22 protein-coding genes and 1 riboswitch are annotated in these 23,684 nt (G+C 41.8%); of the genes, 9 read left to right on the top strand and 13 right to left on the bottom strand.

All coding sequences use genetic code 11. The annotated features are described in order from the left end of the window. The first annotated feature begins 3 nt into the window (after positions 1 to 3). Positions 4 to 1,038 carry a DPBB and LysM peptidoglycan-binding domain-containing protein gene (locus AC1D0K_RS13305; protein WP_477441894.1) on the top strand — a complete coding sequence of 345 codons (1,035 nt, stop codon included), beginning with the start codon at positions 4 to 6 and terminating at the stop codon, positions 1,036 to 1,038. Continuing rightward, positions 1,031 to 1,663, top strand: coding sequence for a uridine kinase family protein (locus tag AC1D0K_RS13310; protein WP_477395150.1), 633 nt, complete (start codon positions 1,031 to 1,033; stop codon positions 1,661 to 1,663). The genes AC1D0K_RS13305 and AC1D0K_RS13310 overlap by 8 nt, the downstream gene beginning before the upstream one ends. A gap of 80 nt (positions 1,664 to 1,743) precedes the next feature. Here the strand turns inward: AC1D0K_RS13310 and AC1D0K_RS13315 are convergent, their stop codons facing one another. The 3 genes from AC1D0K_RS13315 to AC1D0K_RS13325 all read right to left on the bottom strand — a co-directional run bounded on the left by AC1D0K_RS13315 (position 1,744) and on the right by AC1D0K_RS13325 (position 3,693). After that, positions 1,744 to 2,079, bottom strand: a complete 336-nt coding sequence (locus AC1D0K_RS13315) for a superinfection immunity protein (protein WP_477395153.1) — start codon at positions 2,077 to 2,079, stop codon at positions 1,744 to 1,746. A gap of 88 nt (positions 2,080 to 2,167) precedes the next feature. Beyond that, a complete protein-coding gene (locus tag AC1D0K_RS13320; RefSeq protein ID WP_477395155.1) occupies positions 2,168 to 2,824 on the bottom strand; it encodes a 3-oxoacid CoA-transferase subunit B in 657 nt (218 codons plus the stop codon). A 170-nt stretch (positions 2,825 to 2,994) separates the two neighbouring features. Next, complete coding sequence (locus AC1D0K_RS13325; RefSeq protein WP_477395157.1) at positions 2,995 to 3,693, bottom strand: CoA transferase subunit A; 699 nt, start codon at positions 3,691 to 3,693, stop codon at positions 2,995 to 2,997. Positions 3,694 to 3,887: 194 nt separating this feature from the next. On the opposite strand from AC1D0K_RS13325, the gene AC1D0K_RS13330 reads away from it, so the two are divergent. Then, positions 3,888 to 4,415 (top strand): hypothetical protein, encoded by a 528-nt coding sequence (locus tag AC1D0K_RS13330; protein ID WP_477395159.1) that lies wholly within the window; start codon positions 3,888 to 3,890, stop codon positions 4,413 to 4,415. An 82-nt stretch (positions 4,416 to 4,497) separates the two neighbouring features. On the opposite strand, the gene AC1D0K_RS13335 is transcribed toward AC1D0K_RS13330, so the two are convergent. The 4 genes from AC1D0K_RS13335 to AC1D0K_RS13350 form a co-directional block, all read right to left on the bottom strand. Continuing rightward, positions 4,498 to 5,583 (bottom strand): SGNH/GDSL hydrolase family protein, encoded by a 1,086-nt coding sequence (locus AC1D0K_RS13335; protein ID WP_477395161.1) that lies wholly within the window; start codon positions 5,581 to 5,583, stop codon positions 4,498 to 4,500. Between the two features lie 90 nt (positions 5,584 to 5,673). Further along, complete coding sequence (locus AC1D0K_RS13340) at positions 5,674 to 6,036, bottom strand: VOC family protein (protein WP_477395163.1); 363 nt, start codon at positions 6,034 to 6,036, stop codon at positions 5,674 to 5,676. A gap of 157 nt (positions 6,037 to 6,193) precedes the next feature. After that, complete coding sequence (locus AC1D0K_RS13345; RefSeq protein WP_477463068.1) at positions 6,194 to 8,560, bottom strand: endonuclease MutS2; 2,367 nt, start codon at positions 8,558 to 8,560, stop codon at positions 6,194 to 6,196. Next, positions 8,544 to 9,101 (bottom strand): DUF4296 domain-containing protein, encoded by a 558-nt coding sequence (locus AC1D0K_RS13350; RefSeq protein ID WP_477395167.1) that lies wholly within the window; start codon positions 9,099 to 9,101, stop codon positions 8,544 to 8,546. Before AC1D0K_RS13350 ends, AC1D0K_RS13345 begins: the two co-directional genes overlap by 17 nt. Positions 9,102 to 9,144: 43 nt before the next feature. Here AC1D0K_RS13350 and AC1D0K_RS13355 point away from each other — a divergent pair, with 43 nt between their 5' ends. The 6 genes from AC1D0K_RS13355 (at position 9,145) to AC1D0K_RS13380 (ending at position 14,291) form a co-directional block, all read left to right on the top strand. After that, positions 9,145 to 9,834, top strand: coding sequence for a YggS family pyridoxal phosphate-dependent enzyme (locus AC1D0K_RS13355; protein ID WP_477441900.1), 690 nt, complete (start codon positions 9,145 to 9,147; stop codon positions 9,832 to 9,834). Positions 9,835 to 10,006: 172 nt separating this feature from the next. Then, a complete protein-coding gene (locus AC1D0K_RS13360) occupies positions 10,007 to 10,426 on the top strand; it encodes an N-acetyltransferase family protein (protein ID WP_477395207.1) in 420 nt (139 codons plus the stop codon). A gap of 442 nt (positions 10,427 to 10,868) precedes the next feature. Next, positions 10,869 to 11,675 (top strand): RsiV family protein, encoded by an 807-nt coding sequence (locus AC1D0K_RS13365; protein ID WP_477395171.1) that lies wholly within the window; start codon positions 10,869 to 10,871, stop codon positions 11,673 to 11,675. Further along, positions 11,676 to 12,932: an aspartate kinase gene (locus AC1D0K_RS13370; protein ID WP_477395173.1), complete on the top strand. Its 1,257-nt coding sequence runs from the start codon at positions 11,676 to 11,678 to the stop codon at positions 12,930 to 12,932. Between the two features lie 67 nt (positions 12,933 to 12,999). Next, the gene (locus tag AC1D0K_RS13375) at positions 13,000 to 13,851 is read left to right on the top strand and encodes a YitT family protein (protein ID WP_295713953.1); all 852 of its coding nucleotides are present in this window, start codon (positions 13,000 to 13,002) and stop codon (positions 13,849 to 13,851) included. Positions 13,852 to 13,862: 11 nt separating this feature from the next. Next, positions 13,863 to 14,291 (top strand): VOC family protein, encoded by a 429-nt coding sequence (locus AC1D0K_RS13380; protein WP_477395177.1) that lies wholly within the window; start codon positions 13,863 to 13,865, stop codon positions 14,289 to 14,291. A 71-nt stretch (positions 14,292 to 14,362) separates the two neighbouring features. On the opposite strand, the gene AC1D0K_RS13385 is transcribed toward AC1D0K_RS13380, so the two are convergent. From AC1D0K_RS13385 to AC1D0K_RS13410, 6 genes are all read right to left on the bottom strand, one after another. Next, a complete protein-coding gene (locus AC1D0K_RS13385; RefSeq protein ID WP_295713958.1) occupies positions 14,363 to 14,749 on the bottom strand; it encodes an acyl-CoA thioesterase in 387 nt (128 codons plus the stop codon). 177 nt (positions 14,750 to 14,926) lie between these two features. Continuing rightward, positions 14,927 to 15,931: a beta-ketoacyl-ACP synthase III gene (locus AC1D0K_RS13390; RefSeq protein WP_477395180.1), complete on the bottom strand. Its 1,005-nt coding sequence runs from the start codon at positions 15,929 to 15,931 to the stop codon at positions 14,927 to 14,929. 57 nt (positions 15,932 to 15,988) lie between these two features. Beyond that, entirely contained in the window at positions 15,989 to 18,295 is a 2,307-nt protein-coding gene (gene metE / locus AC1D0K_RS13395) for a 5-methyltetrahydropteroyltriglutamate--homocysteine S-methyltransferase (protein ID WP_477395182.1), read from the bottom strand. A gap of 168 nt (positions 18,296 to 18,463) precedes the next feature. After that, positions 18,464 to 18,665, bottom strand: a riboswitch (cobalamin riboswitch). A gap of 158 nt (positions 18,666 to 18,823) precedes the next feature. Then, entirely contained in the window at positions 18,824 to 21,223 is a 2,400-nt protein-coding gene (locus tag AC1D0K_RS13400) for a Kelch repeat-containing protein (protein ID WP_477395184.1), read from the bottom strand. Positions 21,224 to 21,564: 341 nt separating this feature from the next. Continuing rightward, positions 21,565 to 22,884: an IPT/TIG domain-containing protein gene (locus AC1D0K_RS13405; protein ID WP_477395186.1), complete on the bottom strand. Its 1,320-nt coding sequence runs from the start codon at positions 22,882 to 22,884 to the stop codon at positions 21,565 to 21,567. 126 nt (positions 22,885 to 23,010) lie between these two features. Beyond that, positions 23,011 to 23,607, bottom strand: a complete 597-nt coding sequence (locus AC1D0K_RS13410) for a phosphatase PAP2 family protein (protein WP_477395188.1) — start codon at positions 23,605 to 23,607, stop codon at positions 23,011 to 23,013. Positions 23,608 to 23,684: the final 77 nt, after the last annotated feature.

Genomic DNA, 23,684 nt, shown 5'->3' on the forward strand with positions numbered 1-23,684 from the left:
ATTATGAAATTAAAGATCCTTTTATCGATCGCTCCCCTACTCACATTATCTTTATCCGTTTTAGCAAATACCGCCGTTGATTCTGTAGGCGTTGAAAACCTCAACGGCAAAAAAATCATCCTTCACAAACTTGATCCAAAAGACAATTATTACTCCATAGGCAGACGCTATAATGTAAGCCCAAAAACTATTATACAGTTTAACAATAATGCCACGCTAAAAATCGGCGGCACTATTAAAGTACCTACCGAGCGACCATTTGTTGAAACAACCGCACAAACACCGGCTCCTGTACAACAAACTAAGCCAGTCATTCAAACTCCTGTTGTGCAACAAAAAACACAGGTACAACAACCTGTTGCCAAACCACAGGCACAAACCCCAGTAACACAGCAACCTGTTACCCAACAAGTATCACCTGTTGTGCAGCAACCCGTAAGCAATGCCCCAAAAACCGCTGCACCTGCCCCTCAACAAGCTGCTGATACTAATATGGATAACGTTCAACAGTACAAAGTATCTGCTGGCGAAACGTTAACATCAATAGCCAAGCGCTTTAATACTTCAGTTGACGACATCAAGACCCTTAATAACCTGACTACTGACGATCTTAAACCCAACCAGGTCATTAAAGTACGCACCGGTTTGCCTCCGGAAGACAGAACCGTGGCCAAACAGGACGCGTTGAAAACAGATTCATCAACCATGGCAATTGATAGTGCCGATGCCAAGTTTAAGGCCAACCGTTTTGGATTATATGAAAAAAACGAAAAGGGTGTAGCTACCTGGATTGATGACACCAGCCTTGATCCTAAAAAAGAATTGGTTTTACACCGTACCGCCCCTATTGGTACTGTTATTAAGATCACCAACCCAATGAATAACCACACCACCTATGCCAAAGTTGTTGGCATATTTACGGATAGCGAAGCTACCAAGAACGTGCTTATTGTAATGACCAAGAACACCGCCGATGCTTTGGGTGCTTTGGATAAACGTATTAATGTAAATATCAGCTACGGCAGCCCGAATGAATAAACCTTATATTGTTGGAATTGCCGGTGGAAGTGGCTCTGGTAAAACCTTTTTTTTGAAATGTTTCCTGGAGCATTTTACGCAGGATGAGGTGTGCCTGGTATCGCAGGATGATTATTATATTCCTGTGGCCCATAAAATGACCAAAGAGGAGAACAAACTGTACAACTTTGATTTGCCGGATACTATTGACCATCAGCATTTCCAGGAAGATATCAGCAAATTATTAAATAAGGAAACCATTCTTAAGCACGAGTATACTTTCAATAATCCTGATGCTATTCCCAAAGTGCTTGAAATTAAGCCTGCTCCAATTTTAATAGTGGAAGGCTTGTTCATCCTGCATTTTAAAGATATAGCCCAACTATTGGATATGAAGGTGTTTATTGAAGCAGATGAAGATATAGCGCTACAACGCCGCCTTAAACGTGATTTGATTGAACGTGGTTACTCGCACGATGACGTGATGTATAAATGGCTTAACCATGTAGTGCCCGCATATAAAGAATACCTGTTGCCTTACAAAAACGAATGCCACCCGATTATTACTAATAATAAGCACGTGGCCGATGATATTATGGCTGTAACAGAAGATATCTCTGCAAACTTGAGAGCAAAGTTATTTTGATTTAAAGATTGAGTCATCTGAAGATTTGAAAATGCTTTTCCGTTTTAATTTTCAAATCTTCAAATGGCATTTATTTCATATTAGCTACCTATAATTTTCCTGGTTTGGTCGTAGTAATCGTCTTTGGTAATTACGCCGGCATTGAACAGGTTTTGGAGTTTTACCAATTCGGCTTCTATTTTAGGGCAGCAATCAGATGTTCCTAACCTATACATTTTCAAGGGATCTTTCACCGTTTTAAGTCCCCATATCAAGGAAACTACCCAACCTATGATTGTCCATCCTAAAAAAATATTAAGTAACAATACGGATTTGTAATTGCATTTTTCGCAAGCTAATATTGATGGCAGGAAATATATTGGTGTTGCAATTACTAAAAATATAAAAAGCAGTATCAATTCGGGATAACCTATCATATAAATTAAACTAAGGGACTTATTATGCAATATAACAATTTAATGACAATTGTGTTGTGAAATAAACAATTATCATTAAATTTTTACATTAGAGAATAATTTCCGGTATCTCACCCTCTATGATAAGCTTGCCGGCTGTCGCCGATTTTATTTCTTCAATAGTTACTCCAGGCGCACGTTCCAGCAGTTTGAATCCTCCCTCGGGCAATACGTCAAAAACTCCCAGCTCGGTCACAATCTTTTTAACACAATGAACACCTGTTAAAGGCAAACTGCATTGGGGCAATAGTTTTGATTCGCCCGCCTTGTTTACGTGCTGCATGGCTACGATTATATTTTCTGCCGATGCCACCAGGTCCATAGCGCCGCCCATCCCTTTTACCATTTTACCGGGAATCTTCCAGTTGGCGATGTCACCATTTTCGGATACTTCCATGGCACCCAGGATGGTTAAGTTAACTTTCCTGGCCCTGATCATCCCAAAGCTCATAGCCGAATCAAAAGTTGCCGAACCGGGCAACATGGTAATGGTTTGCTTACCGGCGTTTATTAAATCCGCGTCTTCCTCACCCTCAAACGGAAACGGCCCCATCCCAAGCAAGCCATTTTCTGACTGTAATACCACATCCATAGTTTCTGGAATATAATTGGCCACCAGCGTGGGAATGCCAATACCGAGGTTAACATAATAGCCGTCTTTAATTTCTTTAGCAATACGTTTTGCTATTCCTTGCTTGTCTAACATCTGTTCAATTTGAAAATTTATCAACCCGTCATTGCGAGGCACGAAGCAATCCCAAACTAAACAGATCGGCTCTGTAAATCGGGGATTGCTTCGTACCTCGCAATGACGACCATTTTATAGCTTCTTTCAATCCTTACTCCTTTATCCTTACTCCTTTATCTCCCAGTCTCTTACTCTTTTGACCTCACCGTCCGGTGCTCTATCCTCTTTTCGTAATCTTTACCCTGAAAAATCCTGTGCACGTAAATTCCGGGTGTATGGATATGATCAGGCTCTAATTCGCCTGCCCCAACAAGTTCTTCTACCTCTGCAATGGTTATTTTACCGGCCATGGCCATTACGGGATTAAAGTTGCGGGCAGTTGATTTATAAATAAGATTGCCCATCGTATCTCCCTTCCAGGCTTTTACTATGGCAAAATCGGCATCAAAGGCCATTTCCATCAGGTAGTCCTTACCATTAAAGTTACGAACCTCTTTACCTATCGCTACTTCTGTACCTACACCGGCAGGCGTAAAAATAGCAGGCATACCATAACCGGCAGCCATGCAGCGCGTGGCCAGGGTTCCTTGCGGAATCAGGTCTACTTCGAGCTCGCCGCTAAGCAATTGGCGTTCAAACTCGGCGTTCTCGCCTACATAAGATGATATCATTTTTTTTACCTGTCGTTGTTTTAGCATAAGGCCTATACCAAAATCATCAACCCCGGCATTGTTGGATATGCAGGTGAGTTGCTTTACCCCTTTTTTAACAAGGGCTGCTATGCAATTTTCTGGCAAACCGCATAAACCAAAGCCACCCAACATCAGGGTCATACCGTCTTCAATATCGCGGATGGCCTCATCGGCATCAGTAACTACTTTATTCATGTTCAATAATTGGTTAACCAAAACTACTTAAAATAAGCTAAGAAAGACGAAGGATGGAGGGACAAAGGATAAAAGAAATATTTGATAATTGGCACTCCCTTAATACCCTTGACTTAGGCCTATTCTCTTACAAATTAAACAATCAAAAACAATTAGAAAAATATGGTATTATATATTTATCAACTTATAAAACTATGGCACTAAACGACAAAGAGTTTTTGAGTGAAGACAGCAACCATTCAGAACAGCAGGGCAAAAAGCCCAATGCTTACCGTGTGGATGATGATGATAATTTGACTGAGGCTGACCTGCAACATGGCTTCCCTGCATCAAAAAACGATATGAAAAAACAGGATGCCCCCGGAATGGAAGGGCATGGAATGGGCGGACAAAACTTTGGAGAGAACAGCCTCACGCCTTCCGGTGATGATGAGGCAAATCCATTGCTAAAGGCCGCATATATAAACGCTCATTTCAAACAGTCCCAACCAGCTGAAGAGCACCTGGAGAATAACCATTTTAAAGATCCGGACCAGTTGGGCCAATTAAACGATGACGCGGCTGCAAACAGGCGGCCCGATGAGGGCGGTGATGGAACTACAAACGTCTGCGATCACATTCTACAAGCCCGGAAAACTTACAAGGAAGACATTGCTGATAACGATGGCGATAACTACAAAAAGCATGACGACATCCCCGGGCCTAATGAAATATCCGATTAGCAAAAGGCTGGCACCATTTAGGGATTTGGCAAAAGACAAGCAGATAAAAATCCTGTCCATCCTGCCAAATTCTTAAATCGTGTTACCACTTCACCGTTTTATCCATAAACGCTACCAGGTCATCAGCCATTGCTTGCTGCTCTTTAACGCTTGGGTGGCCGTTGGTATTTTTGTAGGGGATCATGTGGGTATAAATCGACTTATCATTTAAGCCTGCAACCGCCTTTTCAATATATCCCGGCCATGGAGAGCCCTCTTTGGTAGCATCCATACTGCCCAGGATACAAAGGATCTGTGCTTTGGGATATTTTTTACGGATGTTTTTTACCATTTCGCGATAGGCTTTCACAATCTGTTCCTCTTCTGGTTTTTTTGTACCAAAACGCTCCTTAAACTGTGGATTATCGGGCAGCTTCACTATCCACGAATCATTTTGGAACAGGTTGATCACTACCACATCCGGCGTGTATTTGGTAAAATTCCATAAACTCGTCGGGTCGGTCGGATCCAACCGGTTATACATCTCTGGCATAATGAGCGGAAACCAGCTTACCATTACCCCAATACCACTTTTAGCTGTACAAACATATGCCGCATCATAATGGCGGGCGGTTATCGCAGCATAACTGACGTAGCCATTTTCATAAGGGGCGGTACCTCTATCCTGCCCGGTAGTGTCTTCCACTGCGTACCCACAAGTTATGGAGTTGCCAAAAAATTCAATCTTGCGTTTTTTAACAGGTGGAGTCGCTAAAACGGATGCTCCTTTATCTAAAATAAACTGGTAAAAAGTGGTTTTACCCATCTCCCACTCCGTACGTTTAAATATTTCCAAACTATGGGGACCAGCCGGCAATCCCTCGGCCAGCGTGTAGGTCTTTTTTACGTTTTCCAGGTGAATGGTGCCGCTTACTTTACCATCTAATACCACGGTAAAATAATTATCTCCGCGTTCGTCCTGTAAAATAACAGATGCGCCGGTGCCATCAAAATTAATCATAGCAGATGAGCCGGTCCAATAAAATTCGGCAGCCTCATCAGTCATGTTGATACGACCTGTATAGCGGATGTGCAGATCCTTGCTTTTGAGTACTAAGCTTTGGGCGGTACAGTTGGATAATGTTCCTACAGAAAGCAGGAACAGAACAATAAGGTATACTTTACGCATTTTTAAAAAACGGTTTACAACTTTAAATTTATGAAACTTAACAACGCAAAGCAAATGATCAATGCCGCCTGCTAATTAACCGTAATAATACTAATCAACAGGCATACCAAATTGCAACAGGTAGCCATTATAATCATAAACAGCAAATTCGCGCATGCCATAGTCAAAGGTTTCCAGGGGATAGCATATAATAGCCTTTCCTTTTAATTCATTCCAAATATCTTCCACCTTATCGGTACGGATATAAAAGGAACCGGTAAATTTAGGTATGCTAAATGTGGAATGGTCATTTGGGAGGGCAAACATAATCTCTACCCCGTCCCGGCTTACTGTGGCCCAGCCCCAATCTTCATCATACCCAACACAAATAAAACCAAGGTTTTCAATATAAAAATCAACACTGGCCCTTACCTGCCGGGTGTATAACATTGGAGTAAGATTTTTTAGGGGCATGAATATATTTTTATTTCAAATATACATAAGTCACCCGTAGGCATGTTTGTCTGGCTTGCTGTTAACGCATCCGTAACACAAATTATACAAAACAAATGTATTGCGGATGCGTTTTCAGGGGATTTTGCAGATCTTCTTACTCAGCCCCTTTTATAAGCTATTTAAAATATACATAAGTTATTCCATCACCACCCCTATCGGCATGTTCGTCTTCCATGCGGTCAACCTGGTCATACTTTTTAAGGTACTGCCGTATCATTTTCCGTAAGATGCCATCTCCCTTGCCATGAATTATTTTCAGGTTATTAAAGCCCATCATCAGCGCCCGGTCAAACAGTTTTTCAATGGCGTGAAGTGCGTCTTCGGTACGTTGCCCACGCACATCAATCTCCGGACTAAAATTGGCAAAGTCGCTGGTATGCGAATTCATTGTACGCCTGATCTCTTTAGGGACAGAGGATTTTGACACTTTTTCCACCCGCTTCTTTTTGGCAACGGTACGCAAATCGCCAATAGCAATTACTACATTATCGCGGATAACTTCTATCACCTGGCCGGTTGTTTCAGAGTCGGTTAACTTCACCCAATCGCCTGGCTTTATTTCTTCATCTACAGTTACAGGCTTTGGTTTTGCCGGTTCAATTTTAACTGTATTCTTTTTTAGTTCCACATTCAGGTTCTCGCGCAGGTTACGCGTTGTCTCCTTATCGGCATTGCTGCTTTTTATCTCTGATATGGTGTTTTCAACCAGTTTATTGGCGTTAAGGATAATGTTTTTAGCCTGATCTTTGGCATCCTTTATTAAGGCCTTTTTATTTTCGTCAAGATAACTTTTCAGCTTTTCATTCTCGGCCTGCAACTCGTTTACACGGCGCTGTTGCTTATCCAGCTTTTGTTTGGTTTCGAAGATCTCGCGTTTTTCACGTTCCAGATCAACCAACAGGGTATCTACCTTTTTTTGCCCCTCGCTTATTTTATTTTTAGCAAGATTGAGTACATTTAGCGGCAAACCTATCTTTTGAGCTATCTCAAAAGCGTATGAGCTACCCGGTTTACCAACTTCCAGCCGATAAAGCGGTTTCATCTCTACGTTATTAAACAGCATCGAGGCATTTTCAATTCCCTCTGTATTGCTGGCAAATATTTTAAGGTTGGAGTAGTGGGTGGTAACCATACCCTTCACTTTTTTATGGTTAAGTGATTCCAGCACCGCTTCGGCAATAGGGCCGCCAAATTGTGGGTCGGTACCGGTACCAAACTCATCTATCAGTATCAGTGTTTTACCATTTGCCTGCTCTACAAAATTCTTCATTTTGGATAGATGGGCACTGTACGTACTCAGGTCACTTTCTATTGATTGGTCATCACCAATATCAACAAACAGTTGCTTAAACACACCCACTACGCTGGCTTCGGCTGCAGGTATCAATAAACCCGCCTGCACCATCATTTGCAGCAAGCCTACCGTTTTCATACAAACTGATTTACCACCGGCGTTAGGCCCGGATACAACAATAATCCGGGTGCCCTCATCAATCTGCACATTTAAGGGCACTACTGTTTTTTGCTCCTTTTTAAAATTGAGGAACAACAGCGGATGCCGGGCATTAAATAATTTCAGCTTAGGCTCATTAATCACCTGGGGCATTTCGCCCTCTACATCTATGGCAAACAGCGCTTTGGCGCGCACAAAATCAAGCTTGGTTAACAGGCTATGGTACGATAACAAAAGCGGCGCATAAGGTCGCAGTTCGGTTGTTAAGGCCGTTAATATTTTCACTATCTCCCGCCGGCGCTCAAATTCAAGATCGCGAACGCGGTTATTCAGCGTAAACACCTCTTCGGGCTCCATGTAAACCGTTTGGCCCGAAGCAGATTCGTCATGAATAAATCCTTTAAGCTTACGCTTATTTTCGGCCAGCAGCGGGATACATAACCTACCATCGCGTACGGTAAGAGAGCCATCGGCCGTCCACCCGCTCGATGAAGCGTTTTTAAATATCTGGTCTATTTTTTTACGTGCCTCCTGCTCGGCTTTGGCAATGCCCGATGTTATTTCCTGCAAATCGCGTGATGCATTGGGCCTTATCTTGCCTTTGGCATCAATAACCATGTCTATCTTTTTCAGGATAGCTTTTTCTATAGGCAGGTGCTCAAACAGCGCCTCCAGGTTGGGATATAATCCATCGCGTTCACTAAAGTAGGCAATTACGGCAAATACGGTTTGCAGCGAAGCCTGCACCTGGTAAAACTCTTCCTCGCTCAAAAAAACACCCTCAATACGGGCTTTGTTAGCGAGCGACTTGATATCGAAAAAATGATGAATGGGCAGGACCGCGTCGTTTACCAGGATATTTTTAAACTCATTTGCCTGGCTTAAAAATTTGGCTATCTGGTCAAAATTACTCATCACCTGGATCTTATCAACCATCTGCTGACCCATTTCACTCAGGCAATGCGCTTTTATTAATTCTTTAACTTCGGTAAACCCAAGCTTATCAACACTATTAATTGGGTACAGCATTACGCTTTGATCTATGTTTTAATTTTTTAAATTTCTTATTTTGAATTGAATCGCGTTTTGCATACTGCGCTTTTCTTGTCTTCAATTCCTTAAGAGAATCGGCCTTTTGAGCCAATGTTTTTGGTTTTTTATTTGCCTTTTTCGCAGAATCAATTTTCAATGAATCAATTTTTTGCGAAGCCAGGCGGGTTTTGGTTTGTACAAGATTTACAGAATCCATGAGGGCTTTAATACGCAAATCAACCTTATCATATATAGCCGAAAGCTTATCTGGCTCCTCGCTGTAATATTCCAAACTTTTCCTGAACTGTGCCGAATCGACACCGATTTTTTTAAATACAGCCAAATATTTGCCCATTCCATATTTATACAAGCTATCTGGAACTTGTGTGCCATTGTATAATGAGCCATCTACCAGGTGAATTTGCACCAGCAAAGCAGCCATAACGTTGGGCTGAATAAACTTATTGGGGACACTATCGCTTTTACAACCGCACAAAAAAAGCGTAACTGAAAAAAACAAGATCAAGTATTTATACATTCTGTAATTTAGCGGCTAATTAATTAAGCAAATTTACGGATAAATGAGCATTGCAGATAACATCAAAAGCTTAAAAAAAGAAACGGAAGCCAACAACGTTATATTGTTGGCCGTATCGAAAACAAAACCAGCCTCAGAACTGCAGGAAGCCTATGACGCCGGACAGCGTTTATTTGGCGAAAACCAGGTGCAGGAACTGGTTGAAAAATACGAGCAATTACCTAAAGATATTGAGTGGCACCTGATAGGGCACCTTCAAAGCAACAAGGTAAAGTATATTGCCCCCTTTGTGAGTATTATACAATCTGTTGATAGTATTAAGCTGTTACAGGAGATAAACAAACATGCTTTAAAAGCCAACCGGGTAATTGATTGCCTGCTGCAAATTTACATTGCCGATGAGGAAACCAAGTTTGGACTGGGATTTGATGAGGCCATTGAACTGCTGCGGTCTGATGAATTTGGTACTTTTAAAAACATCAGGATCCGCGGGTTAATGGGGATTGCTACTAATACCGATAATGAAAAGCAGATAAAAGATGAATATTACGAGCTGAAGACATTTTTTGACGGAATAAAGCAAAGCTATTTCAGAAAAGATGATAGTTTTAGCATTTTATCCATGGGCATGTCAAGCGATTATAAAGTGGCGATTGAACAGGGCAGTAATATGGTACGCCTGGGCAGCACCATTTTTGGCACCAGGGTGATAAAGCATTGGAAAAATAATTAAGGTGTTGCGTGGATCGGGGTGCGTGGTGCGGGTGCCTGAATCAGAATTTACAAGTTTTTAAAAAAATACAGAATTGGAAACAAAAGACATAACAAACAATACCGATCAAAAACTCCCCCTTCAGGGGACTGGAGGGATTCGCGTTGCTGTTAAAGAAGATTGCCCGCGCTTAATGGAACTGGTGAACGAACTGGCCCTGTATGAAAAGGCGCCAGAAGAAGTAACCGTTACTTTAGATGAATTTATAGATGCAGGTTTTGGCGATAAGCCCGTATGGAAAGCTTTTGTGGCGGAGGTTGATGGGATAATAGTAGGCTTTGCCGTTTATTACATTCGCTACTCTACATGGAAGGGTAACCGCATGTACCTGGAAGACCTGATTGTGACCGAAGAATATCGTGGCAAGAAAATAGGCAAACTATTGTTTGATCGCCTGATTGCCGAGGCCAAAGAACTTGGCTTCAGTGGCATGGTATGGCAGGTTTTAGACTGGAATGAACCGGCCCTTAACTTTTACAACAAATACGAAGCTAATATTGAAGCCGGTTGGCTAAACGCCTCCTTATCAAAAGAACAGCTTCAAAATTATTAAGAAGCTGTTTGAAACTATAAGCAGACTGTCATTGTGAGGTATAAAATTCCGGGGATTCAGAAAGAAAAATAACCTTTTGAAAGGTTTGTCATCCTGAGGAACGAAGGATCTATTCGTAGGCTATACAGGGCGAAGAAGCATAGCGAATAATAGATCCTTCACTCCGTTCAGAATGACAAAAAGGTTTTTTTTTGCAACGACGTCATGGGTAACTTGTTTCAGCACCCCAATGCTAAGTGTGCTTCATGCGGTCAACCTGTCCTGTGGGATCCTGAAACAAGTTCAGGACGACTTCAGTTTTATAACTTGTCATTGATAGGTACGAAGCAATCTCAAACTATGCAGATCGGATTTGCATAACTACTCTGAACAACCGGGATTGCATCGTACCTCGCAATGACGTAAGGACTTGCATTTAATAAAATTTAAACACCTGTAAGGGATGAAAAATATCATTAGGCTTTGTTTTGTATGTGCTGGGTTTGCCTTGGCATCGTGCCAGTGGGGTGTACCGTCAAAAAAAATAAACGAAACGGTAAAGGATACATTGGCCTACACCTATAGAACTATCCATAAACGCGCTGCCGATTGCGGCAACAAGCCCGATAGCACCTGCACTGTGGTAAAAGTTAAATACGCTGTTTTCACAGGCAAAAAAATGCTCAACGATTCGGTTACCCGGAAGCTGACCAGCATGTTTGCAATGGATGGTAAACCAGACAGCAGCGTTGAGCTGATGAGTAAAAATTTTTTAAAAGCCTATACCGATTTCAGGAAAACCGACCCTCGATCGGCCATGTATTTTACGCTTGATAGCCACGCTAAAGTGCTAATGCAGGATTCTGGCATTACCACGCTCGAGGTCGGCGGTTATAACTTCCAGGGTGGTGCTCATGGTGCATCAGCCACTTTTTTTATTAACTGGAATACCAAAGCCAACAAAAGCATTACCCTGGATGACCTTTTTGTAGCCGGTTACCCGGATAAATTAAAAGCCACTGCCGAAGAGATTTTCCGCAAAGAAGAAAAACTGAGTGATACCTCCTCACTGGCCCGCGATTATTTTTTCAAGGATAATAAATTCGCTTTGAACGACAACTTTTCGATTACCCCGATTGGGCTTAAATTCATATACAATCAGTACGAGATAAAGCCTTATGCAGCGGGCATCACCGAACTGTTTATCCCCTATTCACAAATAAAATCATTACTGCGGCCAAATACCGTGGTTAGTCAATATATTAAATAAATGCTTGTATTTAAATTCGGAGGGGCATCGGTTAAGGATGCCAGTGGTATCATTAATTTGGCCAGTGTTGTTAAAAAGTATGCTGGTGAGCAATTACTCATCGTAGTATCGGCCATGGGTAAAACCACCAACGCGTTGGAGAAACTTACCAAAGCTTATGTAGATCAGACTGATGATATGCATGAAATTTTTGATGGTATTAAGCAATACCATTTTGATATTTTGCATGAACTGTTTGAAACCGGTCACCCGGTGTTTGATGATGTAGCCAATACCTTTGTGGAGATTGACTGGGCCATTGAAGATGAACCGCACGACAGCTATGATTTTATTTACGACCAGATCGTATCCATCGGCGAACTGGTATCCACCCGCATCGTCACCGCATATTTAAATAAAGAAGGCATAAAAAGCCAGTGGCTTGATGTACGCAGTTATATCCATACTGATAATACTTATCGCGAAGGCATCGTGCAGTGGGATAAAACAAAGGCAAGCATCAGTAACGATATCCCGACCATGCTGCAGAAAGGTGCAGTAGTAACCCAGGGCTTTTTAGGCGGCACATCAGAGAATTTCACTACCACCCTGGGCAGAGAAGGTTCTGATTATACGGCATCTATATTTGCCGCATGTTTGGGTGCCGAATCGGTTACAACATGGAAAGATGTACCCGGAATACTCAATGCCGACCCCAAGTTTTTCCCCGATACCGTAAAGTTTGATGAACTATCCTATTCCGAGGCTATCGAGATGACCTATTATGGCGCAAGCGTTATCCACCCTAAAACCATAAAGCCACTGCAAAACGCCAATATTCCATTGCTGGTAAAACCCTTCACCCAACCTGATGCACCCGGAACAGTGATTAAAGAAGACGGCGTCAATAAATTTGAAAAGCCGGTTATCATCCTGAAACAAAACCAGGTGCTTTTATCTATCTCCACAAAAGATTATTCCTTTATTACTGAGGATCATTTGAGCGGCATCTTCGGACTGTTTGCTCAAAGCCAGGTTAAGGTGAATGTAATGCAAACATCGGCACTCAGTTTTTCGGTATGCTTTGATTTTTATGAAGAACGCTTTGAAAACTTGTTAACCAACCTTAAACAGGAGTTTAAAGTAAAATATAATACCGGCCTCACCCTGATTACCATAAGGCACTACACCCAAAATTCATTGAAGGAGTTAACCGCCGATAAAACTATTTTATTAGAACAGATCAGCAGGAATACAGCACAGGTGGTAGTGAGGTAATTAGGATATGTTGCTTCACATTAGCTAAGTCTCTTTTTTATTTATATTATATTTGAGCATGAAGGTAATGACGATCATCAAGGACTCCGTAACTATCGGGGTAGGAATTTTATCGGCTGGATTTGGCCTCAAGGGTTTTTTGCTATCCAGCCATTTTATTGATGGCGGCGTAACAGGCGTATCTATGCTCGTTGCCGATCTATCGGCTATCCCTATCTCCGTGCTCATATTTGTTATTAACGTACCTTTCCTGTGGTTGGGCTATAAAAAACTGGGCCTTGGGTTTGCCATAAAAAGTACCATAGCCATTGGCTTATTATCAGTAAGTTTAGTAGTTATCCATTTCCCTGATGTTACACATGATAAATTGCTTACAGCAGTTTTTGGAGGGGTGTTTATTGGTACTGGCAGTGGCCTGGCCATTCGTGGTGGTGCAGTGCTTGATGGTACCGAAATTGCAGCAGTATTGGTGAGCAAAAAAACACAGTTACTTAAGGTGAGCGATTTTATTTTACTGCTTAATGTGTTGATTTTTGGTCTGGCGGCATTTTTTTTAGGTGTGGAGCCGGCAATGTATTCTATACTAACCTATATGGCTGCCGCCAAGATGATTGATTTTATCTTGAATGGTATTGAGCAATACTCGGGCATTACGGTTATATCTACCCATAGCGAGGCTATCCGCAGGGCTATTACTATTAACCTTGGCCGTGGTGTTACCATTTACCAGGGTAAAAGCGGTTACGGTAAGGATGGGCATGTGAATGATCCGCGGGATATTGTTTTTACCGTTGCCACCCGTTTAGAGATCCCTTCATTAAAACACACCATCCTGAGTATTGATCCTAAAGCGTTCATTGTACAACAAAGTGTTGATGATACTACTGGTGGGCTATTAAAACGTAAGGGGCTCCATTAATATTGATCTGAATGAGCAAACTAACACCTTTCCATGTTGCGGTACCGGTTTATGACCTGGACGAAGCACGCAAATTTTATCGTGAAGTATTAGGCTGCAGCGAAGGCCGAAGCGATACCCATTGGACCGATTTTAATTTATATGGCCACCAATTTGTGATACACCTGAAACCTAAACCCGTAACAGAGGCTAAACCACATTTTAACCCTGTAGACGGGCATGATGTACCCGTACCGCATTTTGGCGTTGTGCTGGAATGGGATGACTGGACCACTCTGGAAGCCAGGCTAAAAAGTCATAACATTAAATTTGTAATTGAACCTTACATCCGCTTTAAAGGTTTACCGGGCGAACAAGCCACCATGTTCCTCTTTGATCCTTCGGGCAATGCGCTTGAATTTAAGGCTTTTAAAGATCTTGGGCAGTTGTTTGCAGTATAATATCGGGCAGAAAGCGGAAGGCTCAAGGCAGAAAGCTTTTTCTAACGGCTTTCCGCCTTGAGCCTTTTGCTTTAAGCTAACACCCCTACCGGGTGCTTATGCTCGTCGATAGCCACAAAGGTAAAAGTACCGGTAATGGCTTTTTCGCGTACAAAGGAGTACATCTCTTCAATAAATATCTCTACCAAAACTTTCATACTGGTATTGCCGATGTGCGATACGGTGCCTACAAGCTCAATAATGGTACCTGCGGGTATAGGTTTGTTAAAGTCTATCCTGTCGGATGATACGGTGACCATTCTTTTACGGGTGAAACGGGTAGCGGTAATAAAAGCCACCTCATCCATCATCGCCATAGCCGAGCCTCCAAAAAGGGTATCGTAATGGTTGGTATTATTAGGGAACACGGTTTTAAATATCCGTGTTTCGGATGCTTTAATTCTTTCTTCTGTGGTCATGATGATTTTATTGAAATAGATCTTTTAACCTACATAAAAACGCTTCATTGCGAGGAACGAAGCAATCTCTACACAGGCAGATCTGTCACGCAGATTCAAGCTTTTCCGTATGCTCTGTAAAGCATAGAGATTGCTTCGTTCCTCGCAATGACCTGGTGAAAAAATACTTGAATACGATTAAACAGTGCGCAGCTTACCCCACTTTAACAGCGTAGCGCCCCATGAAAAACCGGCGCCAAATGCGGTAAATATCATGTTATCATTGTATTTAAAATCATCTTTAAAATCCCAAATACAAAGTGGTATAGTGGCGGCAGTAGTATTTCCGTATCTTTCAATATTAACTTTAACACGATCTTCGGGCAAGCCAAGGTTTTCGCCTACAGCATGAATAATGCGGTAATTAGCTTGGTGGGGTATTAACCAGTTAATGTCGTTAATCTCTAAATCGTTACGTTTCAATACTTCGGTACAGGTTTCTGTCATTCCTTTTATAGCGGCCTTAAAAACAACCCTTCCATCCTGCCTTATATAATGCAGCTTTTGTGCAACAGAATCTGGCGTAGCCGGAATTTTTGAACCACCACCCGGAACCAATAAATGTTCCCGTCCTTTTCCTTCGGTTTTAAAAACGCTGTCAATTAAGCCTACGTCTTCGGTAGTGGGTTCAAGTAAAACCGCGCCGGCACCATCGCCAAACAAAATACAGGTATTCCTGTCCTCGTAATTGATGATCGCGCTGTTTTGATCAGCACCCACCACAATCACTTTTTTGTACCGGTTGCTTTCTACCAAACTGGCGCCCATAGTATAGGCATATAAAAAACCGCTGCAGGCAGCGTTGATATCAGTAGCCCAGGCATTCACTAAACCCAGCTTATCGCAAACGATGCTGGCAGTTGATAATAGTAGATGATCAGGGGTTGAAGTAGCAATTATTAGGCAGTCAATTTCTTCTGGCTCAAGACCTGCATTTTTTAATAAATCTTTTACGGCATAGGCAGCCATATCTGAGGTAGCAAGGCTTGGATCGTTTAAAATCCTCCTTTCCTTTATTCCTGTTCTTGATACTATCCATTCACTGTTAGTATCAACCATCTTCTCTAAATCACTGTTATTCAATATATTATCAGGAACAAAACCACCAACACCTGTTATAACCGCGTTACTTTTTAATCTCATAAATGCAAAAAATCTGAAAAAACAGGCAATTATACACAAATTGCCTGTTTTTACTGGTCAGGATACTGTTGTTTCTACAACTAACTGACGAAGTTGTTTTGCTGCCTGCACCATATTTTTCAACGCGGTCTGGGTTTCGGGCCATTTTCGGGTCTTTAAACCGCAGTCTGGGTTAACCCATAAGTTGCCGGCGGGAAGCAATTCTGATGCTTTTTCCAGCAAGCTTACCATCTCGCCAACGGTGGGTACACGCGGCGAATGAATATCATAAACACCCGGACCAATTTCGTTTGGATATTTAAAATCGGAGAAGGCTGCTAACAGCTCCATTTGCGAGCGGGAGGTTTCTATCGTGATCACATCTGCATCCATATCTGCAATGTTGCCAATAATATCATTAAATTCACTGTAGCACATATGCGTATGGATTTGTGTTTCGTCCCTTACCCCACTGGCTGAAATGCGAAATGCGCGAACTGCCCAGTTCAGGTAATTTTGACGATCTTTTTTACGTAATGGCAAACCTTCACGAATGGCCGGTTCATCTATCTGAATCACTTTAATACCTGCGTCTTCCAAAGCCACAACCTCATCCCTAATGGCCAAAGCTATCTGGTTAGTAGTTTCGGACCGGGGCTGATCATCACGTACAAACGACCATTGCAATATGGTTACAGGGCCTGTGAGCATACCTTTCATTAATTTTTGCGTGTTTTGCTGCGCAAAGCTGCTCCACCTCACGGTCATATCCGCCGGGCGGCTTATATCGCCATAAATAACCGGCGGTTTAACACAGCGGCTGCCATAGCTTTGCACCCAGCCATTTTTGGTGAACAGGAAACCATCTAAACGCTCGCCAAAGTACTCCACCATGTCGTTACGTTCAAACTCGCCATGTACCAGCACATCAAGACCAATCTCTTCCTGCCAGCGGATGGCATCGATGGTGGCTTTTTCTATTTCGGCGTCATATTGATCGGTAGTTAATTCACCTTTTTTTAGCCTCGCCCTTAATGAGCGGATATCATCAGTTTGCGGGAACGATCCTATGGTAGTTGTAGGGTACAGTGGTAATTTAAAACGTTGCTGTTGTATTTTTTGGCGGATGATGAATGCGCTTTCACGCTGTGCATCAGCATCGGTAATAGCTGCCACACGTTGCTTTATTTCCTGCTTGTGAATGAGTTTGGAAAGGTTACGACTGGTAATGGCCCTGAGATTGTTTTGCAGCAATTCATTATTGCCGTCAATGATCTGCGCGAGTTCATTTACTTCGTTCAGCTTTTGTTTGGCAAAAGCCATCCAGTTTTTTATTTCGGGAAGGATGGCAGTCTCCAGGTCCAGATCAAACGGTGTATGCAGTAAAGAGCAGCCTGGTGCAATCATCACCCTATCGTTGCCCAATACAGCAATTGCTTTTTTAATATGCGTTAATGAGCGCACATAATCGTTTTTCCAGATGTTACGGCCATCAACTACACCTAACGAAAGGCTAAGTGAATCGGGTAGTAACGTAAGCACTTTGTACAACTGATCAGGGGCACGTACTAAATCAACATGAAGCGCGCTTACCGGCAAGGTTACAGCCAGTTCGGTATTCTCATGCAGGCTTTCAAAATAAGTAGTAAGCAGCACTTTAATACCGGGGCAATTTCTGCTGATCTCCATGTAGGCATAGGCGTAAGCTTCCTTTTCTTTTGGAGTAAGATCAAGCGCCAGGAAAGGCTCATCAATTTGCACCCAAACCGCTCCATAGCTTTTCAGTCTTTTTAATACCTCGATATAAACAGGCACAATTTTTTTGATCAGGTCTATCCTATCAAAACCTGGCTGTTTTTCTTTACCCAGCAACAGGTACGATACGGGGCCAATCAATACTGGTTTTGGTATATTGCGGGTATGCTGCTTGGCCAGGATAAATTCATCAAACACCTTTTCGCTAAACAGCTTAAACTGCTGATCCTTTACAAACTCCGGTACAATGTAATGATAATTGGTATCAAACCATTTGGTCATTTCCATAGCGGTAACGTCAAGGCCATCTTTTTGATAGCCACGGGCCATAGCAAAATACAGATCGATCTCGGTGTTGGTTTTGTTTTGGGTTAATACTTGGGTGTAACGTTCAGGGATATTGCCCAGCATCAACGATGTATCAAGTACCTGGTCATAAAAACTAAAATCGTTACAAGGGATGAGGTCGATACCGGCATCAACCTGGGTTTGCCAGTTTTGCAAACGGAGCTGACGGGCAACGGCAAACAGATCATCACGATTGATTTTACCTGCCCAGTACTGTTCACTGGCCTTTTTGAGTTCACGGTGGGCACCTACACGAGGATACCCGAGATTGTTTTTGAGCATACGCTAAAACTTTTTTGGTTAAACATTAATTTGACTTAATGCTCCTTACGGTTTTCGGTATGCTTTCGGAGTAAATGGTAATAAAAGGCAAAAGCGCGACATACGGGCATATTAACACCACGTAGGTCATTCTTTTTTCTTTGACTACTGCTTCATTGCGCGAAAGCATTGTCTTTATACATTGAGGCAAGTATCCTGGCTTGTAACATTGTTGCCGTCCTTCTCATCCGCACGGGGGCGAACAATGGACATTGTTAAAGGCAACAACCTTTTGCGTTACTTACAGTTGCGCGACAGCCCGTGATTTACACACGGTTCCTTATTAATCCCGATGCTTTAAACACCGGGAACCACTCTGCAGAAAAAAAGTAAAGAACTTTATTGGCGGTAAAGATGAGAATAAATGTGCAGATTTTAGATTACAAATGTGCAGATGATGTTTTGATTTGAAAATTTGAGGACGTACAGATAGTTTTCTTAAAGGAAAATTTGTGCAAAGAGGCGAACTGTTTTTACAATAAAAATGCGCTATTTGATCATCATACGTATAACATTGGTTTTCCCATTGGTTGAAACCATCAATACGGCATACAAACCTTTTGCTAACGCCAAAGAAGCAATATCAACATCAACTTTTTCTTTAAACGATTTGATTAACGACTTAGGAATATAAGTTGATTTGCCATTCATAGAAACAATTTGCATGACCGAAAGTCCCTCATAGTTAGCCGGTAAAATAACGCTGAAATGATTACGCAGTGGATTAGGGTATAAAATAAATTTATCATTACCTAAAACCGGATTAAGTGTAATTGTATCTGCTATAATAGCAGTGCTATTTAAATTATTGAAGCTATTTTTTGCTGCTGTTACGTTTGCGGATAGATCTGGCTTAGCCAAAACTATATATTGGCAAAGGGCCCCTTTGGCCGGACTTGCAAAATTGCCGCCGAGTGATACATCACCGGCGGGGTAATTTTTACTATACAGGTTAAAAGATGATATTTTGGGGTCATCAACTCCCACCTTATCGGTAAGCTTTTTCCAGCTTGCTAACCAGGCAGGTAAAACAGTTCCGCGAGGATCATAAGCCACATAAATTATGGCCGGGACCGATAATTTGAACGACAGCACCGCGGTTGAAGTATTAACCTTATCGTCATTTGGTGCTTTGATTATGGCAGCATTTGTAAGTGTGGAAGGGATTGTGGTTATGGTGTATTCCCGGTCTGTATAGTAAGTAATACCCTGCCTTAGCGTGTCTAATTCATAACGCCTGCCTGTTTTGGCAACTATATTGGTTATAAAAGCCTTTTGTACGGTATCCTGAATAAATTTTGCGGTAAGGTACTTATTTGTATCCATCGCTAATATTAAAGGATTTGTTGTTACAACGGTGTCGCCGGTCCAACCTTCAAATATCCATCCCGGCTGCGGCACGGCAGTCAAATTCACCCTGGTGTTTGGCGCATAAGTTTGCTGATTGGGAGATTTAACAACAGATCCTGTACCTGATTCTGATACATTTAAGGAATACCCACCGGATGCAGATGGCGCAACAGTTAAATTAACACAAAAGGATGCTTTTGAAGCTGTTAAAGGCCCGGTGGCGGTAATTTTCCCGATGTAGGTTCCTGGCGAAAGGCCCGCAGTATTTATATTTACTTCAATATCTTTACCATTAAGCCCTACGGTGCCACTATGATTGTTAGGAATACTGAGCCATTCTGCATCGGCAGATAGCGTAAAACCCGTAGAATCTTCAATACAATAAAGCAGGTTTGAAATAGTTACATTTTCGCCGGCTGTTACATTCTGAGAAAGACAGGGTAACGAAAACCCAAGTGTACGGGCAGCACTCCGGTTTACAACCGCGGTATAAGTTTCCACACGTTCGTTACCATAACTATTCAATGCCCCATTAGTAATTATAAACGATTTGCCTGCCAATTTAGCTGATAGGCCCAGGTAACTACCCGGCAATGTATATGCATTAAGTGCAGTCCATGACCCCAAGCCGCCGTTATCTTTGGGATTAAACTGGTATGTAGTGTTTTGGGTAAGATTGTTGTAGCCCTGCCCGCCAACTAAAAACATCCTGCCATCCACAGCAAAGGTTGCGCCCTCTGCATGGGAGCGTGGTTTGGGTAAATCTGTAAGCCTGCTCCAGGTATCGGTTGCTATATCATATACATGGCAATATACTTGATCATTAGCAACACAGTCATGCTTAAACTGGCCCCCAAAAGCATATATCTTAGCGCCAATAGTAACATAGCTTATATGATTTCTTGGAATAGGTAACGGAGCCAGTTTGTTTTCCCATGTAACATGAGCAGGGTCGGCCATATATTTATCTACATTAATGGTTAAATGCAGTTTGGCCTGATCTTCACAAATGGTGGGACCGAAACCTCCGAATACATGCAATGTTCGGCCAACCAAAACATATCCACCGGCGCCAATTGGAAACGGTTTTCCGGTTGAGGGATCTATTAATTCCGGGCCGTTGGTCCAAGAGTTTGCAGGAATATTATATATTAATACCTGGCTACTTACAGGACCGTAAGCATCAACTGACCTTCCTCCAATTAGCCAAATATTATCATCAACAAGTACGGTACCCTGATGACTTATTTCTTTTCCTGGCAGGATAGGAGCTATTTCACTCCATTTATTGGCTAAAATATCATATACTTCATTGGTTTTTTCAATCTTTGGGTTATCACCAAATCCTCCAAACACATAAAGTTTATTATTGTATAATACGTTATTGGCTTCGGCTCGTTTAGTTAGTTCGTTGGCTTTTTTTGTCCATTGCGCATAAGCTGTATTTACAGCGGCCAAACTTATAAAAACAAATACAGTTAATTTTTTTAACCCAATTATTTCGAGGAAAGTAAACACCTGGACAAACAGTTTTTTCATGACTAGGTCGGCTAATAGATAAAAGACTGGCTATCAATCAATCACTAATCTAAATAGAAAACATATCAAGTACAAACACTGCGCATTTAATGTATAATTATGATCACAAATTCAATTTTTTTGATTTTATCCTACCACACTGGGGTGGAAAAAAAATGTACAGATTTCAGATTACAAATGTGCAGATGATGTTTTGATTTGAAAATTTGAGAATTTGAAAAAGAAAATTACCAAAGGATTTTACGCTGTTTTAATGAACAAAGAGGGCTGTTTAAATAAAAAATGCCCGGTTATTGACCGGGCATTTGGATGAGATTTTCAGGGTTATAACTGTACTACTCCTACTCAAATACTATCTTCCGAATAAGGTTATTTTGTGTATCTGCTATAAAAATATTTCCTGTTTTATCGATAGCTATTCCACCAGGATGATTAAACGTTGCAGTTGCTATTGGTCCATCGGCTGCACCTGTGGTAGCTTCTGTGCCTGCAAAAGTTGTTACCTGGCCAACAGCTGTAATTTTCCTAATTAAGTTACTATCGGTGGCATAAATATTGCCCTCCTTATCAACTACTAAATTAAACAACTGATAAAAACTTGCCTTATTCCCTAATCCGTCATCAGTTCCCCTTATGCCGCTGCCTGCTAAAGTAGATATTACACCAGCAGATGTTATTTTCTGTATTTTAAAAGCTGCAATATCCGCCACATACAGATTATTGCCTTGATCAAACGCCAAGCCATTAGGAAAGTTAAAAGCCCCTCCTGAAGATCCTGAAATTATTTTTGAAAACGTACTCACGGTGCCGTCTGCTGTTATCTTTCTTATTACTTCATTGGCAAAATCGGTTACATATAGATTCCCTGTCGCGTCGATTTTTATATCTACAGGTAGGGCAAAACTTGCCAATACGCCTTTGCCATTGTCGAAGCCCGATTTTCTTTGACCTGCAAACGTAGTTACGTTATTTGATGGGTCAATTTTCCTAATCGAATTATTTGCATAATCAGCTACGTATATATTACCGGTATTATCAACGGTTAGCCCGGCCGGATTCCAAAAAGTTGCCGCGGTCCCATTTCCGTTATCCATACCCTGGATTCTATTACCTGCAATTGTAGTTACAACTCCATCGGGGGTAATTTTCCTTATATCATCATTGCCTTCTTCAGAAACTATCAGGTTTCCTCCATTATCAAACGCTACCCCTGTAGGGTAGTAAAAACTTGCATCTTTTCCCGATCCATCTTTATACCCTTGAGCACCGCTACCAGCAAAAGTACTCACCACCCAGGATAGTTGGTAAGTAAAGGTTGGGCCGGTAACTAAGGTACCACCGGCAACTTTTACACTAACATTTCCTGCACCGGCACTTAAAGGCACAGTAACCGTAAGTTGTGTTGAGGTTGCTGCGGTTACAGAAGCCGCTTTTCCATTAAAAAAGACCTGATCATTGGCAACCGTGTTGCTAAAGCCTGTACCTTTTATTATTACAACCGTATTGTATGTTGCGGTACTTACACTTAATGATGTAATTGTTACTTTCGGAGTATCATCTATTGGAGCTGGATTAGTGCTTTTTTTTGCGCAACCAGTAAAAAAGCAAAACGCAAAAAAGATAAAGAGATTAGTAATATGACAGGTTGTATAATATTTCATTAAATGATAAGGTTAGACTTTGGCGCCAAAGTAATATATTAATACCTATATCAAGAAACCTATTCAATAAATAATTAATTGGGCAAAAATTTCTCCCAAAGTAGAATCTATGACCAATTTTGTAAGCTACTTCTTCAAAAACAACAAAGGTAAAGCACTCCCCGCACCCAATACAGCACCCGCCCCTACATCACTCGGATTATGAACACCTAAATACATACGGGAATACCCCGTAGCCCCTGCCCATAAATAAACCGGAGCAATAACATACCATTTGGGATAAGCCATTGATAGTGCAGTTGCTGTAGCAAAGGACGATGAAGTATGACCGGAGGGAAACGAGTAATCGCCAGGGCGATAAACCGGTGTGATATTTATATTCCCGATAAAAGGCCTCGGTCGTTTTACTAATACTTTGATAACTTGTGTAAGTCCTGCCGAAATGAGGGTACTACCAGCCACGTATGCCGCGTTTTGCCGCATGGCTTTATCCTTACTGATAATGCCGCCAACCATCAAGCCTGCCGGGATACCCGCCTCGCCATATAGCAAGTTTTTACTCAGGAACATAAAAAAACCGGTTTGCGCCGGTGTGCGGTTGTTTTGCAGATTAATCAATATCCTATCGTCCAGTGATGATGGCGTACGGTATTGGGCGTATACGCTGTCAGGATATAGGTAACTAAACACCAGGATTGGGATGATAACTTTTAAAAACTTCATTTTTAAACTCTGTTTCATGGGCACCATATCCACAACATTTAACTATAGCGTCCTAATATAACTATTTCCTGCCCCAA

The sequence above is a fragment of the Mucilaginibacter sp. P1_A3 genome, from assembly GCF_056406855.1.